The sequence below is a fragment of the Paenibacillus sp. FSL K6-1566 genome, assembly GCF_038050475.1.
Classification (GTDB): Bacteria; Bacillota; Bacilli; order Paenibacillales; family Paenibacillaceae; genus Paenibacillus_AQ; species Paenibacillus_AQ lactis.
Genome location: NZ_JBBOSR010000001.1, coordinates 3506107 through 3521918 on the forward strand (window position 1 = coordinate 3506107; position 15812 = coordinate 3521918).

The following is a 15812-nucleotide window of genomic DNA, read 5'->3' on the forward strand; positions in this document are numbered from 1 at the left end:
AATGAAAGGGGATTTAACCCACAATTACGAAATCATCGTGCAATCTACGAAGGCGGTAAGCATTCATGGCGGATTCACGCAGCTCCTCAAGAATGGTGTAATTTGCCCAGGCGCCTGCGACAGCGCCGATCCCAGGCACCATCTGCAGCATTTTCCGGAAGTCCATGGCGTCCCGATACTCGATCTGAAATGTCTCCCAGTCCATATTGCGGGCGTACTCGGTGTCGGACATCCATTGTTCCTTTTCGATATGCCAATGCTTGACGGATTCGAGCAGCCGCGCACGGTTCCCCGGTCCCGAGAACGTCATTTGGAACACCTTGAGAATGAATACCCGCTCAGAGAAATGCTTGGTGTCATAGCCGTAAACATGAGCCAGCTCGAACAGAAATTTCATCTTGATCGCAATTAAAGCGGGAAAGTCCACCATGCTAAGCATAATGCCGCCAGCTCCCGTTCCAGCCCCTTCGGCAACCGCAATTTTTTGGTACAGGGCAAATAATTCCTGCGCTTCTTGATCCGCAGCCTCGAGTTCCAAAGTACGCTCCACCTGCCGACTCGGCGTATATTCCGCGCCGAACAATGCCGTGCGCACGATCGATCGAATGGTGGTCGTTATGATATTGTGCACCTTCGGGGGAATCCAATGATTAATTCGATTGCCGATTGTTTTCGATGTTTTTTCCAGCCATCCCGGCGGTCTGAACATTTTGTGTTCCCAGTCGGCAATTTCCCTCTGTACTTTATGTTCGTAGCTCATGCTCCATCGCTCCTCCAACATACTTGGCAAAATTATAACGAATATATCCATGATTCGAAACCGTCCGCAGGAGGTAGCGGACCTCGACTAAAGTCCAGCATCGCATCGAAGATAAAGATTGCTGATTGTGGGCAGGGTTCTGTATAGAGGTTCGATTGTTTCTGATCGTGCGAAGGTCATTGACGTTTCATCGCTCGCCACTTGGATGGAGAGACCCCCATCCTTTGCTTGAAATGCCGGTTAAAGCTGGATAGGGTAGCGCAGCCTACCTGTTCCGAAATATTCAGAATGCTGTTGTCAGTATGGCACAGCAATGCGGAAGCCATCTGCATTCGAACATGAATCAGGTAATCGAGCGGAGCCATTCCCATACAGGAGCGGAACGTACGGCGGAAATGGGTGACGCTGAGATTGCAAGCTGCCGCCAACGCATCGATTCCTATCGGCTCCATATAATGCTGTGAGATGTACTCCAGTGATTTAGAAATTTTGTTCATGGAAGCCCGATCAATCGCTTCAGCTTCAAACGCTTGGTCAGACAAAGGGTTGATGATTCTGTCAATGAGGGTTATCAGGCTCCAAACAGAGCTTCTAACGGCGGATTCATACCCCGTCATCTGCTGGCCCAATTCTTTCATAAGGAATTCCGCCATTAACGAAATCTCGGGAGCGTCGCTGGGATTGACGATATTCGTAAACCGTGAGTATCCAGGTGGAGCTGACTCATTCCATGCTTGAGGACATACAGTGCCGAGAAGCGTTTTTGGATCCAAGAAGCAAAAATGCCAGCGGCTTACCTGACCTTTTACGCTTTGGGCAAGATGGAGCTGGCCCGGAAAAATAATACACACATCGCCTTTTGAATAGGGCAGTATTTTTTCTTCTACGATAAACACGCCCGAGCCTTCGCAGCAATATCCGATCTCCAAGCAATTATGATAGTGCAAATAGGTGATATCAGCATCTCTCTGGATAAAATTCTCGATCCAATCTACAGGAAACCTTGGTGGAAGTAGATACGGCTGAGAAATTACTTCATATGAGGTTGGTCGTTTCTGCATAGTTTTTGGTTCCTTTTCAGCAGAATTGTCATCTGTTTTATTATAATCTGGATTTGAAAACGAATACACTAGGAAAGCAAAAGCGGAAGGAGATTTGATATGGCGTATCCGGCGGAACCGAAATTGAACGAGCTGGCCACGAGAATCATTGAATACGGGCGTTTGGCTCATGAATACGGTGCAACTGACGTTTCCGACGTCTTGTTGGAAGTGGAACGGGCGATGAAGGCTTCTCTTCAAAAAATGCAAGATCTGCCTGTCGACGAGGCGCTTGCTTCGCAAGAGCCGAATGATCTGAAGGGGATTCAAGCGTTACGGTCTGACGGACCCCGAAGAATGTGGAAATCGTTCGATAAGACTGTTTATAAAAATAAGCTGGAAGGTGCTATGCTGGCTCGATTCGCCGGATGTACGCTCGGAGCTCCGGTGGAACTATGGGGAGTCGATGAAATGAAGAGCTGGGCCGAGTATATTGGCGATCATTTCCCGCCGCAGAACTATTGGTCCAAAGCGAAGACTCCAAACCATCTGCGATATGGGAAGAGCACTTTCTATGAATATACCCTTGAAGGTCTGAATTGCGTTCCGGTTGACGATGACGTTACGTACACGATCCTGGGACTGCTCATTGCCGAGGAGCATGGGACACATTTTACCACGGAGGATGTGGGGAAGAGCTGGTTGAAATATTTGCCGTATGCCTGCACAGCTGAGGAAGTCGCCCTTCTTAACTTGAAGGCAGGCAGGACGGCGATGGAAGCGGCGGATGTGAACAATCCGTACTGTCAATGGATCGGCGGAGACATTCGATCCGACCCGTGGGCCTATATCGCTCCCGGAATCCCCTCGAAAGCCGCGGAGTATGCGTACCGCGACGCCTACTTGAGCCATCGAAGGAACGGCATCTATGGCGAAATGTTTTTCAGCGCCGCGCAAGCTGCCGCCTTCGAGGTTGATCATCCGGTAGATGCTCTGCGCATCGGGTTAACTGAAATTCCTAGAGGGTGCAACCTATATAAGGATATTGAATGGGCGCTCTCCATCGGAAAGGATATCCGGAATTATGCAGAAGCCAGGGAGGCTGTGAACAATCGTTTTAAAGGTATGCACAGCGTTCATACGAACAACAATGCTTGCTTGACCGTATTCGGATTAATGATCGGAGGGACGGACGTGTCCAAGGTCATATCGGAGACAGTGGCGATGGGGCTGGACAATGATTGCACGGCCGCGACCGCGGGCAGCATTGTCGGTGCGATCGTCGGCAAGGAGGGGGTGCCTGCCCATTGGTACGCGCCATTCCATGATACAGTAAAGACGTATATGATCGGGAAGGAGACATTCAAGATCAGCGATCTGGTAGAGAGATTTGCCGCAGTAGCGGAGCAAACATTTAACGATGCTTAAGCGAGGATCCATTTACGAGGGTAAGAGCATAACTCACATAAGAAACCGCGAATATCGCGGTTTCTGCTTGTTTTAGAAGACGATTATTTGATTATGAGCTTACTTGCTGATCGCCTTCGAAGAATAACTAAAACCATTTTCCCCCTTGTGATCTTCCGTATTTAGCGTTTACCCTGTAAGTAGCTGAGCAGATGAATAGTGCTATGCATGATGAGTAATAATCCGAATTTGATATTCAAACTTCATGTAACAAGGAAATATGAATACACACACTGCAGTTAAATACTAAATAGATTATCAGTTAAAAAGGAGAGATGCTATGAATTATAACGAGGTTTTGCAAATCATGGATGCACACTTACTTCCATCCGTATTGGAATTGTACGGGTTGGAGGGCTATGAAATCCAGCTGATTCCACCCCATGAAGGAGGGCGGAATGTCGTTTATGCCTTTGAGAAAGAAGGAGCCGACGCAAAAATACTGCGAATCGCTTTCTTACCTGACAGAAGCCGGGATGATTTTCTGGCCGAGGTTGAATATATCCGCTATTTATTTGAGCACGGAGGCAGCGTCTCCAATGTAATCAGCTCCCGGAATGGGAATCTGCTTGAGGAGATTACCCATAATCAGCATCCCTTTTTTATCTGCCTGTTTGAAAAGGCTAGAGGAAAAATGCTTGCGGAAAATCATTATCGTTACCGGGAAGGAGCTCCTATATCCGAATACTATTACAACTGCGGTAAAGTCTTAGGGAAGCTGCACCAATTATCAAAAGAGTACACACCTGTCCACCGCAGGCATCATTTTTCCGACAAATTCAATGCCGAATATATCGATAAACTGATTCCTGACTCCCTATTTCTGCTGAAGAAGAAGCTGGTTGAGCTCCTTCATGCTTTAGAAGGATTGGACAGAGGCCATGAGACTTACGGTATGATCCATTTTGATTACAACGATGGGAATTATTCGATCGATTTTGATACCGGGCAAATCACGGTATACGATTTCGATAATTCATGCTTCGGCTGGTACATGTATGACTTGGCAAGTGTCTGGGGAAACGGAGTAGGCTGGATCCAGTTCGAACCAGACGCCGGTAAACGTAAAGCCTTTATGGATGATTACTTTAAAACGGTCCTTGAGGGATACAGATCCGAGACCAAGCTGGAAGATTCGATGCTGGATCAGCTCCGATTATTTATACAGGCGTGTGTCATGGAAAATATTGTGGATGCATTCGAAGTGATGAAAAACACCGGCGAGGAACCGGACTGTGATGAGCGGCTTTCGTATTTTATAAAATGCATGGAAGACGATATCCCGTATGAAGGATTGTTCCATGAGATCTATTCGTGTGAAGAACCCTTTGAATATGAGGAACGTAAGATATAAGTCGATATTGTAGCGAACTCAAAATAAAATATGAAGACGGAAGATATATGATTTTAGTGAAATTTTGGAGCACACCCCCCAATCATAATTTGGGGGGTGTTTTTTTGCGAGTTTATCGAATGTTAATCATTTCGATATGAACTGTTAATTTCTTTCTGGCCAGCTCTTAAGATCATGCATTTATTCTAATGAGAAGGATTTAGAAAATATAGAGAGGAGTTGACAAAATGGTCCTTTACTACATAATAGCCGCTTTTGTATTAATTGCCGATCAGGCGGCCAAATAGCAGCTGATTCCTTCTTAAGCATCGGAGTCATTAGTGTGTTCTTTTCTAGCTTGAGAGAGTCTCCTAAGAAGGAACATGATGCGCCCCTTCAATAAGCGCCGGATCACATGACTATGCTTAATCGAATGTTAATATTTTTCCTACCAATCTTTTATTTCTCAAAAATCAACTTTTCATGTTCAGCCTTTACGATTAGGAAAACAAGGTCGCTAAGACATGAGGGGAGAACGCTTATGGAAAACAAGATCCTACTTGATGCAAAGGGATTGACGAAAACCTTCGGTTCCAGGACCGCTGTCAATGGTCTTAATCTTCGGATTAAGGAAGGCGATATTTACGGTTTCCTTGGCACCAACGGATCCGGTAAAACAACAACGATCCGAATGCTAACGGGACTTATCCATCCCGATGCAGGCGAAGTGAGGATTGGAGGATATCAATTGAAGTCACATTTTAAAGATGCAATAGCACTTGTCGGCGCTATTGTAGAGCAGCCAGCCTTCTATACCTATCTTTCCGCCTATGACAATCTCATGCTGACAGCGAACCTCCTGACGGGCGTGACAAGAAGACGCGTGCTAGAAGTCCTTGAGATCGTTGGACTGTCCGATCGGGCAAAAGACAAGGTTGGTTCCTATTCGCTCGGGATGAGGCAGCGTCTTGGTATTGCGAGCTCGCTTCTAAACGAGCCGAAGCTGATCATTCTTGACGAACCTACGAACGGACTTGACCCGCAAGGAATGAAGGGAATTAGAGAAATGATCGCGCAGCTTGCTGCGGAGCAAGGCATTACTTTCCTCATTTCTAGCCATCTGCTGCATGAAGTCGAACAAATGTGCAGCAAGATCGGCATTATCCGACACGGTAAGCTGGTGGCGGAAGGCGATGTCCAGCAGCTGCTCTCATCTGGAGGACCCAGAACGCTCGAGCAATACTTTTTGGACATAACGGAAGGAGATGGTAGGTCGTGATTCGATTGATCCAAAACGAGCTTTACAAAACCTTCAGATTAAAGAAAATGTATATATTTATAGCCATTCTGATCATCCATGCTTGCATGACCGTCTATTTTTATCAGTCTGGCGGGGAATGGAAGTCGGTCATTGTTACGCCGAACGGGCAATCCCTTCCTTTAGCGCTCATAAACAGCTTGGCCCAATTCATGACCATCTTCATTCCCGTTTACGTGGCAGACTTGATTACTGGCGATATAAAAGCAGGCACGTTCAAGCTGACGCTGCTGCGACCCGTCGGACGGATCGAATGGCTCAATGCCAAAATCGCCTCATTATTCGTATTCATCTTAGTCCTGGTTGTTTTATCCCTCGCAGCAGAGTACGCGATTGGAACGCTTGCCTTCGGTTGGGGCGAGTATACATTCTATGCTGGAGAGGAGTACACAGGAGAGGAAGGGGTATGGTTAACGATTCGGCTGACGTTCTCAATGCTGCTGCCGTACATGGCTTGCGGAATGATTGTCGTTTTATTGGCTGTCATGGCCACGAACATTAGTACTACGATTGGGCTCTCCATCGGAATTTTGACTGCCGCACAATCCTTGAATGCGTTCGAGATGATCAAACCCTATTCCGTTGTGAACCACATGTACTATTTTCATGAAATCGTCCATAAGGCTACTTGGGAAGCCGTGCTTCAGAACACCGCGATTATCGCAGCATACATCGTATTGTTCTATGCCGCCAGTGCGTTGATCATCAAGAAAAAAGATCTAATCCAATAGGAGGGGGCCCTTCCTGCTCAAGGTTTTCCGATAAGTGCTACTAGGCGATTTTTTCAAGGAAGGCCATGTTCACTTTCACTTATATTGGTATCTACTACGAAGCGAGTGTTATGATACAGGAGAAGGATATATATGGATATGAATGAGGTGAACCCGTGCAGCTCGACCGGATTATGATCGTGGAAGATGAGAAAGAAATTGCGGATTTGTTAAAGGATTACCTTGTAGAAGAGCACTTCGAAGTCATCGTCGCTAGCGACGGGCTAGAGGCCGTTCGATTGTTCAGGGAAACCCGGCCGCAATTGATGATTTTGGATATCATGCTGCCCCATTTAAACGGGATTGAAGTATGCCGAACGATTCGCTCCGAATCGTCCATACCCATTATCATGCTTAGCGCCAAGAAGAGCGATGTCGATAAAATTCTCGGATTAGGAATCGGCGCGGACGATTATGTAGTCAAGCCTTTCAGTCCAGGCGAGGTGATTGCAAGGGTCAGGGCGCAGCTCCGCAGAGTGAATCAGCTGTCGTCACCAATGCCGCCATCGGATATCATCCGACATAAAGATCTGGAACTCGATCTCAAAGCCTACGAAGTGAGCGTTCGAAATCAACCTGTTCAATGCTCGGCGAAGGAGTTTGAAGTACTCCGCTTTTTGGCCTTTCATCCGAATCAGGTGTTAACTCGCGAACAAATCTTTCAAAATGTCTGGGGTTTCGAAGAACGCGGAGACTTGAATACGGTAACCGTCCATATTAAGAAAATCCGGGAGAAAATTGAGCGGGATCCCGCCAACCCGACCTTGATCAAAACGGTATGGGGCGTAGGCTATAAGCTTGATGGTGGTTTGCGATGAAGACCGGAATCCGCTTTAAACTGATCGCTTCACTAACCGGGATTATATTTGTTCCTGTAATCTTGATGACGATATCCGGGGTTCGCGTGAAAGAGCAGGGCCCAAGCGGCGGAACTATGGGGATATTCATTTTCGTGATCGGCACGCTAGTGGTGGCGTATCTTCTATGCGCCTATATATTGGCTTATGTGATTACAAGACGTGTCCTTCTGCCCCTAAAGGAACTGAACAATGCAGCGGAGCAAATTATAAACGGCAACTTGGATTTTCAAATCCGCAACCGCTACCATGACGAGGTAGGACGCTTCAGCGACGTATTTGAATTAATGCGTGCAAGGTTGAAGGAATCCCTGGATCAGCAAACTTCTTACGAACGTTCGCGCAATGAACTGATTGCCAACATCTCTCATGATTTGCGAACGCCGATAACCTCGATTCGCGGCTATGTCGAAGGTTTGCAGGATGGCATAGCACGCGATGAACAAAAGGTGAGCAAATACCTGGCCGTGATCAAAAACAAAACAGAGCAGCTGGATCGCATGATTGAAGACCTGTTTCAATTCGCTCAATTGGAGGCGGGGCACCTAATCATGGACGCCCGGGTCATCGACAGCCAAGTCTTGCTTGAAGCAATCATAGCCCCTTACGAGATCGAGTTTCAGGATGCTCCGGTTGGATTATCCGTCGAACGGCCATTCCCTTCCAGACTTGTAAGGGCGGACGCTGATCGTATTGCCCAAGTGTTTGAAAATTTGATCGAAAACGCCAAAAGATATGCCGGAGATTTAACGGAAATTACCGTTTCTATGAAAGATGAAGGAGATTGTCTGCTTATTGCGGTCAAAGACAATGGGAAAGGCATCGCTGAAGTGGATGTGCCATATTTGTTTGAACGGTTTTACCGTGGAGAGAAGTCCCGTTCCAGAGCGTTCGGAGGCGCAGGTCTGGGACTGGCCATTTGCAAACAAATCGTGGAAGATCATGGCGGCCGGATTTGGGTCAGGAGTACAGATGGTAGCGGAGCCGAATTTTATTTTACCTTGCCGGTTTTCAAGGATGAATAAACGTTCCTGACCGGACGCCGGATGTTCCCTTCATCTCTCAATTGATAGAGTGCTTCTTATGGTACGTATACGCTTAATCTCCCTTTTAAGCCTTCTGCAATTTCTCTTGGCATTTCCTTTACCTTGATATCATCCCCGAGGAAAAGCAGCCAATTGGTTATTTCGGTTACTTCTTCTGAATGATGCACATTGATAAAAGTCTTTAAGGTCGCTGTGGTTTGATACGGATTCGTATAAGCAAGCGAAAACCTCAAAGGGTGGTATTTTTTGAACTGGGCAATCGCCTTTGGACCGAGATCAAGGACAAGGTTGGCTGCCTCCTCCTGCTTACTGAGCTCGGATATCTTTTTCTTGTTCATTCTTTTTTTCACAGGGTATGGTTGTACATCAGTGAGATTGTCGACAGGGATGATCCGCCTTTTTTCAGCCTCTAGGTCCAAGCCATCAATTTGCCATTGGCTTTTTTCCCGATATAGATGCAAGAGATAAATCGGATATGACTTGGTTACCTTCTCTTCTTTGACGAAGAGCATTAAATACCTGTCCCCAAGAAGAATTTGAATGAGATGTTCCAACATCGGATGGGGGAGATCAGTCAGGTCAAGCAGGTCCGGATTATTGGGGTTAGTTCCTTCGAACAGCAAAATTTGATTTAGAAGCACCAGGTCATCTTGCTGGTTTTCCGAGATGAGACCCAGCAATTTTTCGGCTAAAGAGTGACGGCTCTTTAAATATGGCAGTTGTTGATTTCTTGTGGCCATAAAGGCGATAAACAGGGCTCTAATCTCATTATCGGTAAAGCGGACCGTAGGGAGGACGGAGTTGTTCATGACAAAATATCCTCCATCCCTCCCGACCTCAGCGACAAGCGGCATTCCCATCGCTTCAATTTCTCTGATATCGCGAATCGCGGTCGAACGAGAGATGTTAAATTCCCTCATGATTTCAGAAATGGTAAAGTGGGCGCGGTTGTTGATATACCGCATGATGGTGTTGATCCGTTCAACTTTTTTCATCGGGCCCTCCTAAACAGTATCACTTTTTGACATGGTTTAAAGTTATTATAAACCCATCAAGTGAAAAAACAAATCATTTGATAAATTTAAGAAGAGGAAGGTTTGGAATATGACCAATTACAGTATTGAGGAAAAAGACAGCTTTATCGTATTAGGGATCGGAACGGAGCTTCAAAGCGATTACACCGACTATGCCGGCATCAACAAGGAGAAGGCCGACTTTTGGGAGGCCGTAAAACAAGATGGAAAGCTTGACACATTAAAGGCCGTGGCCGCAAATGACTACATCTTTGCCGTAAACGAAGCCGTGAATAACAAGATGATGTATTACGCTGGCGTGATGACCGAGGCATCGATACCGGAAGCGACCAGAGCGATCCAATTTCCTAAAGGGGAATACCTCGTTGTAAAAGGAGAAGCGCAGAGCGCTGATGAGTTGAGTCAGATGCTTACAGGTATCGCCTTTGGACAAGCGCTGCCGGAAACACAGGAGGTTGCCTATGTCGGTGGCCCCAACGCAACGGTGGAAATGGGGCAGCGAAACGGCCTCGTATTTGGTGAAATGTGGATTCCTGTCGTTAGGAAATAAGTAGACCTGTATCTAATCTGTGCCATTCTACATACCGAAAACATTTCAGCCTTTTTGGGATCGGTGCAAGAACTGGATGATCAAACAGGAGAACAGCCGGTCACAGTGTAGAAGCAACGGGGCACGATTTCCATAATAGCAATTACCGCCTTCTTATGAGGGCGGTTTTTATTTATCCAAAAATCCTCTCTCTCTATATATAGATTTATGATTTTCCGATTGTAAGCGCCCTTCGAAGAAAACACAGCTGCGGCTTAAGAAACGACATGTTGCAAGAAGCGATCGGAAGGTATGATGTTCAAGAAAGCCAAGCTGATCAAATTCTATTAAGGAGGAACCCGAAATGCTACGATTTCGGCTTCATGAATTGAAGGATACGAGGTCTGGCCATATACTCGGAGACCTTCTGCCCGGCGATTATTTATGCGCCGGTGGTCTCGCTTTCACGAAGCCCGGCGAAAGAAGCCATACGAACGACGGACCCGGAGGCTTGGATATACATACGCATCCGGATCGAGAGGCGTTCATCATAATCCAAGGGTACGGCATCATGGAGGTGGATGGAGTGGAGCACGTTGTAACCACAGGGGATATCCTGATTATTGAAGCTGGCGAAGACCATCACCTTCGTTCCAGCGAAGACGATCCGCTCGTAACATTGTGGTGTCACGCGGGGCACGTTCGCCATAAAAGTCAGGCGGAATGATGAAACAACGTCGTAGAAAAACACAGGGCAGTATGGAGACGCGACATGGAGCTTACATAGTCTGTCGTTTTATGATCGATTTGCAGGATATGAGAACCTGTACCAAACAGTGCGGGCACAGCCTGAATTTTGAAGATGGAATGGAGTTGACATCTATGCAGTACAGAAGACTGGGTAACAGTGGATTGAAGGTGAGCGAAATCGCACTCGGCAGCTGGCTTACCGTCGGAGCGGCTTCAGATCCCAGGCTTCCGGAGAGGATCATCGACCGCGCTTATGGGCATGGCATAAATCTATTTGATACGGCGAACGTCTATCATCATGGTGAAGCAGAAAGGATCGTTGGGCATGCATTGGCCAAATACGAACGAAGCTCATATGTTCTGGCCACAAAGGTTTGCGTGCCGGTAGGAGACGGCCCCAATGACCGCGGCTTGTCCCGCAAGCATATTCGCGAGCAGTGCGACTTGAGCTTGAAGCGGCTTGGCGTCGACTATATCGACTTGTATCAGTGTCACCGGTACGATCCCGACACGCCGCTCGACGAAACGCTCCGGGCTCTCGATGATCTGGTGAAAGCGGGCAAAGTGTTGTACACAGGTGTGAGCATGTGGAAACCGGCGCAGATCGTGGATGCGGTTCGGACGGGCGCCGAATTGAACCTGAACCGCATCATCTCCAGTCAACCGCAATACCATATGCTCCTTCGCGAACCGGAACTGGAGCTGATCCCGGTTTGCGAGAAGGAGGGTCTCGGCCAAATCGTATTCTCTCCGCTTGCCCAAGGCGCGCTTACTGGCAAATACGAGCCTGGCGGTATGATCCCGCCAAGCTCGAGGGCGGCGGACCCGAAGCAGAACGGAGCCATCTCCCGCTGGATTGACGAGGATCACCTGAAGCGGGTGCAGCGACTGAAACCGATCGCGGATCATGCCGGCATCTCGCTTGCACAAATGGCGCTAGCCTGGATTCTGCGTCAGCCATCCGTGGCAAGCTGCATCGTCGGAGCCTCGAAACCAGAGCAGGTAGACCATAACGTCCACGCCTCCGGTATCCGGCTTGACTCGGCTACGCTCGATGCCATTGATGCTGCGCTTAAATTCGAAGAGAAGTAGCACATGATTTACAGAAGGAGTGAAGAATATGCCGGGAAATACGCCCATTGCCGCATCGAAGCCGCCCAAACGCACTTCCATGTCCCGATCGAGGTTGAGCCAGTTCCGCAAATACAAGGTTCTTTACATCATCTCGCTGCCAGGATTGTTGTATTTCATCGTATTCAAATACATTCCGTTGCTAGGCTCGGCCATGGCGTTCCAGGATTACAACATATTCAATGGATTTTCTGGCAGTCCGTGGGTCGGGCTGGAGCATTTCCGACGCATGTTTGAATACAGCGAATTTTTGCGGATTTTGAAGAACACGGTTTTAATCGGTGGTTATGACCTCATCTTTGCTTTTCCCGTGCCGATCATTTTGGCGATCCTGCTGAATGAGATGAGGGTGGTTTTGTTTAAGCGAGTGCTGCAAACCGTCGTGTACATGCCTCATTTTTTATCATGGGTCATCATTGGGGGCATCGCCATCGGTATTTTGTCCCCGTCCACGGGGCTCGTAAACAGCATGCTCGAATCGCTAGGTTTGGACTCCATTTATTTTCTCGGGGAAGAGTCCTATATCCGAAGCATTCTCGTAGGATCAGGCATTTGGAAGGACAGCGGTTGGGGCACGATCGTATACCTTGCGGCGCTCGCCGGCATCAATCCTGAACTGTACGAGGCTGCCCGCATCGATGGTGCCAATCGCTGGAAGCAAATTTCGAAGATTACTATACCGGCCATTTTGCCAACGGTCGTCATCATGTTTTTGCTGCATATTGGCAACTTTCTTGATTTCGGTTTCGAACGGGTATTTGTGTTCCTGAACCCGTTAAATGAAAATAGCGGCGATATTCTGGATACGTATATCTATCGCGTCGGTTTGATCCAGCAGCAATACAGCTACACGACCGCCATCGGTTTGTTCAAATCCGTGGTCGGCCTTGGCCTGATCATGATCGGCAACACGCTGAGCAAGAAAGCGACGGGCAGCGGACTGTATTAATTTTACGAATCAAAAGGAGGGTTGCGGCATGCAGCCATCATCGAAGCTTCGTCGTTTCCATTTATTTGACGGCATGAACTATATCTTTATGACGCTGCTCGGGATAATGATGATTTTTCCGATTTTACACGTACTGGCTAAGTCTCTGAGCAGTGAAGCGGCTATCAATAGCGGGCGCGTTTCGCTGATTCCGGTCGATCTGACCTTCGATAATTATCAAGTTATTCTCAATGATCCGTCGATCTTGCGCGCGTTCGGCGTCAGCGTGTTCATTACGGTCGTCGGCACCTTGATCAATCTCGTCTCGACCGCATCGCTCGCTTACCCCCTGTCCAGGCAGGAGTATCAGGGACGCAAGCCCATTCTGATGCTCATTCTCGTTACTTTCATTTTCTCGGCGCCGCTTATCCCGAACTTTCTGCTTATCAAAAATCTGCATTTGCTCGATACGCTGTGGGCACTTATGATCCCAGGCGCAATCAGCGCCTATAATTTATTCATCATGAGGTCTTTCTATATGAGCCTGCCTAATGAGTTGATCGACTGCGCCAGAACAGACGGAGCTTCAGAGCTTAGGATCATATGGAGCGTCGTGCTCCCGCTGTCCAAACCGATCATGGCGACGATGGGGTTGTTCTATGCAGTCACGCATTGGAATTCATACTCGCAAGCGTTATATTACATCAACTCGCGCACGCTGTATCCGCTGCAGCTCAGGCTTCAGGAAATCGTGATGAATAACTCCATGGCCGAGGCGGGAGGTTTGATGGAGGAGTTGTCGAACGTGTCGCCAAGCGGCGTCCAAATGTCCGTCATAATCGTATCGGTGCTGCCGATCATGCTGGTGTATCCTTTTCTGCAAAAATATTTTGTGAAAGGCATGCTCATCGGTTCGATCAAATCGTAGCCCATGATAAAAAAACACACATCCATAATAAATATGCCATAACCATTAATTTTTATATTTAGTAACTTATTGTTGTGGTTTATTCAATGAAAAGGAGATGAAGGTTACGATGAAGAGACGACTAAGCCTGATGCTAGCCATCATTCTTGCAGTCGGAAGTGTAAGCGCTTGCGCTGGTGGCGGCAGCACTCCAGGCAACTCGAGTGAGGGGCAGACCAATCAACAACCGGCCCAAACCGGCGAGACCGGCCATTCGGGAGCGGAGGAGCCTCTGAAGTTCAGCATGTCGATCACGACAAGCGGCAATCCCCATGTGGAGCAGTCTCCGGATATCAACAAAGATAAATGGGTGCTGGAACTGGAGAAGCGTACGAATACCGACGTTCAGTTGACTACGATTCCGCTTAAAGATTTCGATTCCAAAATGTCGATTATGTTCGCAAGCAATAATATCCCCGACGTCGTGCAAAACGTGGGAGGTGCGACGGACAAATCGATGGCAGGGTCCGTCCAAGCCGGTGTCTTCATGCCGCTCGACGATCTGCTGAAGCAACACGCGCCGAACATCATGAAGCACGTCACGGAAGCAGCCTGGGACGAAGTCAGTTATAAGGGCAAGATTTACGGCATCCCGAACTGGCTAAGCAATCCGTCCAGACGAGCCACGTTCATTCGGACCGATCTGCTGAAGCAAACCGGATTGCCCGTGCCGAAGACGCCGGAGGAATTCCTTGATGTCATTCGCGCATTCAAGAAGCTGGGTGTCGAAAATCCGTACCAGCTTCGCATGGACTTCAAGTATGCCGACCTCTTCTTCGGCCCTTACGACGCGTTAGGCTATCAGTTCATGCAGCAGGGCGACGAGATCGTTCCCAAGTTTTTCGACGTAGACAATATGACCAAGGCGCTGACCATGTACAAAACCATGTATGATGAAGGCTTGGTACCAAAAGACTTTGCCACATTGAATGTAACTACATACGCAGAGAATATCAATGGCGGCAAAGCCGGCATGTGGACGTCCAACGCTGCGGGGCTGCTCGATTTCCGCTCGAAGATCAAAGCGGTTGATCCGAAGGCCGAGGTTGAAATCATTCCGTCACCGGTCGGGCCTGAAGGACTGAGCGGTTACGGATTGTACAGCTCGGTTATTACGTCTTTGTACATCAACAAGAATGTGCCGGAGGAAAAAGCGATCCGCATTATCAAGATGCTGGATTGGATGCTGACCGATGAAGCCAAAATGTTCTTCACCTTCGGCATCGAAGGGGAGAATTACACGATCGATAATGGCAAAGTGAATTACAAAGCGCCCACAACCGCGGAAGAAGAAGCCGAGCAAGGCTTCAGGGGCATGCTGGGATTCGTGGGCGATGCGACAATCAATCGGATGCGGATGGAGCAGCTCGAAGGCGGCCAAGACGTGCTAGATGCGCTGGATAACACACTGGCCAGAGAAGGGGTGGGCGGCATTATCTTTATCCCTGATTTGGAATCGTTCCAGCGGTATCCGGACCTCGCTTCCAAGCGGCCGGATCAGGCGCCTAAGATCATCGTCGACCATATGGTCAAAATGATTTACGGCAACGAGAATATCGCCGATTGGCCCAAGGTCATCGAGGAATATCGCCAGAAAGGCGGCAACGAGATTATTAAGGAAGCAACCGAACGATTTAACAACAAGGACGGCGTTGTTATCCAGGAGTCGCGCCTGCGATAACCCCGCGAATGCATGGAATGCAAGGCTTGCAAATCCAGTCGCCGATACCAGGCCATCCCCGGGGGATGGCCTTATCGTTACCGACATCGAGGACCAGGACACGAACGAGATTGAGTTTTTGCTGTCCCCATTTTTTAAGAACCTCGATCTCGATACCGTCGATTCGGGCCCAAGCTATGGAGTGCCGGATATGATTTGACT

General features: G+C 48.1%; 15 protein-coding genes. 12 read left to right on the forward strand and 3 right to left on the reverse strand.

The window, feature by feature from the left end:
- Window positions 1-13: 13 nt before the first annotated feature.
- A complete protein-coding gene (locus NST08_RS15395) occupies window positions 14-760 on the reverse strand; it encodes an EcsC family protein (RefSeq protein ID WP_007128174.1) in 747 nt (248 codons plus the stop codon).
- 176 nt (window positions 761-936) lie between these two features.
- Window positions 937-1821, reverse strand: coding sequence for an AraC family transcriptional regulator (locus tag NST08_RS15400; protein ID WP_007128173.1), 885 nt, complete (start codon window positions 1819-1821; stop codon window positions 937-939).
- A 99-nt stretch (window positions 1822-1920) separates the two neighbouring features.
- On the opposite strand from NST08_RS15400, the gene NST08_RS15405 reads away from it, so the two are divergent.
- From NST08_RS15405 to NST08_RS15430, 6 genes are all read left to right on the forward strand, one after another.
- On the forward strand, window positions 1921-3228 hold the full coding sequence (locus NST08_RS15405) for an ADP-ribosylglycohydrolase family protein (protein ID WP_210094825.1): 1308 nt from the start codon (window positions 1921-1923) through the stop codon (window positions 3226-3228).
- Between the two features lie 319 nt (window positions 3229-3547).
- Complete coding sequence (locus NST08_RS15410) at window positions 3548-4621, forward strand: phosphotransferase enzyme family protein (protein WP_007128171.1); 1074 nt, start codon at window positions 3548-3550, stop codon at window positions 4619-4621.
- 520 nt (window positions 4622-5141) lie between these two features.
- Window positions 5142-5879: an ABC transporter ATP-binding protein gene (locus NST08_RS15415; RefSeq protein WP_007128170.1), complete on the forward strand. Its 738-nt coding sequence runs from the start codon at window positions 5142-5144 to the stop codon at window positions 5877-5879.
- Window positions 5876-6649, forward strand: coding sequence for an ABC transporter permease (locus NST08_RS15420; protein WP_007128169.1), 774 nt, complete (start codon window positions 5876-5878; stop codon window positions 6647-6649). The genes NST08_RS15415 and NST08_RS15420 overlap by 4 nt, the downstream gene beginning before the upstream one ends.
- 155 nt (window positions 6650-6804) lie before the next feature.
- Window positions 6805-7506, forward strand: a complete 702-nt coding sequence (locus NST08_RS15425) for a response regulator transcription factor (RefSeq protein ID WP_341341940.1) — start codon at window positions 6805-6807, stop codon at window positions 7504-7506.
- The gene (locus tag NST08_RS15430; RefSeq protein ID WP_341341941.1) at window positions 7503-8570 is read left to right on the forward strand and encodes a sensor histidine kinase; all 1068 of its coding nucleotides are present in this window, start codon (window positions 7503-7505) and stop codon (window positions 8568-8570) included. Before NST08_RS15425 ends, NST08_RS15430 begins: the two co-directional genes overlap by 4 nt.
- A 56-nt stretch (window positions 8571-8626) precedes the next feature.
- On the opposite strand, the gene NST08_RS15435 is transcribed toward NST08_RS15430, so the two are convergent.
- A complete protein-coding gene (locus tag NST08_RS15435; RefSeq protein ID WP_341341942.1) occupies window positions 8627-9586 on the reverse strand; it encodes a helix-turn-helix transcriptional regulator in 960 nt (319 codons plus the stop codon).
- Between the two features lie 109 nt (window positions 9587-9695).
- Here NST08_RS15435 and NST08_RS15440 point away from each other — a divergent pair, with 109 nt between their 5' ends.
- From NST08_RS15440 to NST08_RS15465, 6 genes are all read left to right on the forward strand, one after another.
- Entirely contained in the window at window positions 9696-10175 is a 480-nt protein-coding gene (locus NST08_RS15440; RefSeq protein WP_007128165.1) for a GyrI-like domain-containing protein, read from the forward strand.
- A 343-nt stretch (window positions 10176-10518) separates the two neighbouring features.
- Entirely contained in the window at window positions 10519-10881 is a 363-nt protein-coding gene (locus NST08_RS15445; RefSeq protein ID WP_007128164.1) for a cupin domain-containing protein, read from the forward strand.
- Between the two features lie 155 nt (window positions 10882-11036).
- Window positions 11037-11996, forward strand: a complete 960-nt coding sequence (locus NST08_RS15450) for an aldo/keto reductase family protein (protein WP_341341943.1) — start codon at window positions 11037-11039, stop codon at window positions 11994-11996.
- A 79-nt stretch (window positions 11997-12075) separates the two neighbouring features.
- Complete coding sequence (locus NST08_RS15455; protein WP_341342635.1) at window positions 12076-12984, forward strand: ABC transporter permease; 909 nt, start codon at window positions 12076-12078, stop codon at window positions 12982-12984.
- Between the two features lie 28 nt (window positions 12985-13012).
- Window positions 13013-13891, forward strand: coding sequence for a carbohydrate ABC transporter permease (locus NST08_RS15460; RefSeq protein ID WP_007128161.1), 879 nt, complete (start codon window positions 13013-13015; stop codon window positions 13889-13891).
- Between the two features lie 109 nt (window positions 13892-14000).
- Complete coding sequence (locus NST08_RS15465; RefSeq protein WP_341341944.1) at window positions 14001-15611, forward strand: extracellular solute-binding protein; 1611 nt, start codon at window positions 14001-14003, stop codon at window positions 15609-15611.
- The last annotated feature ends 201 nt before the right edge of the window (window positions 15612-15812 follow it).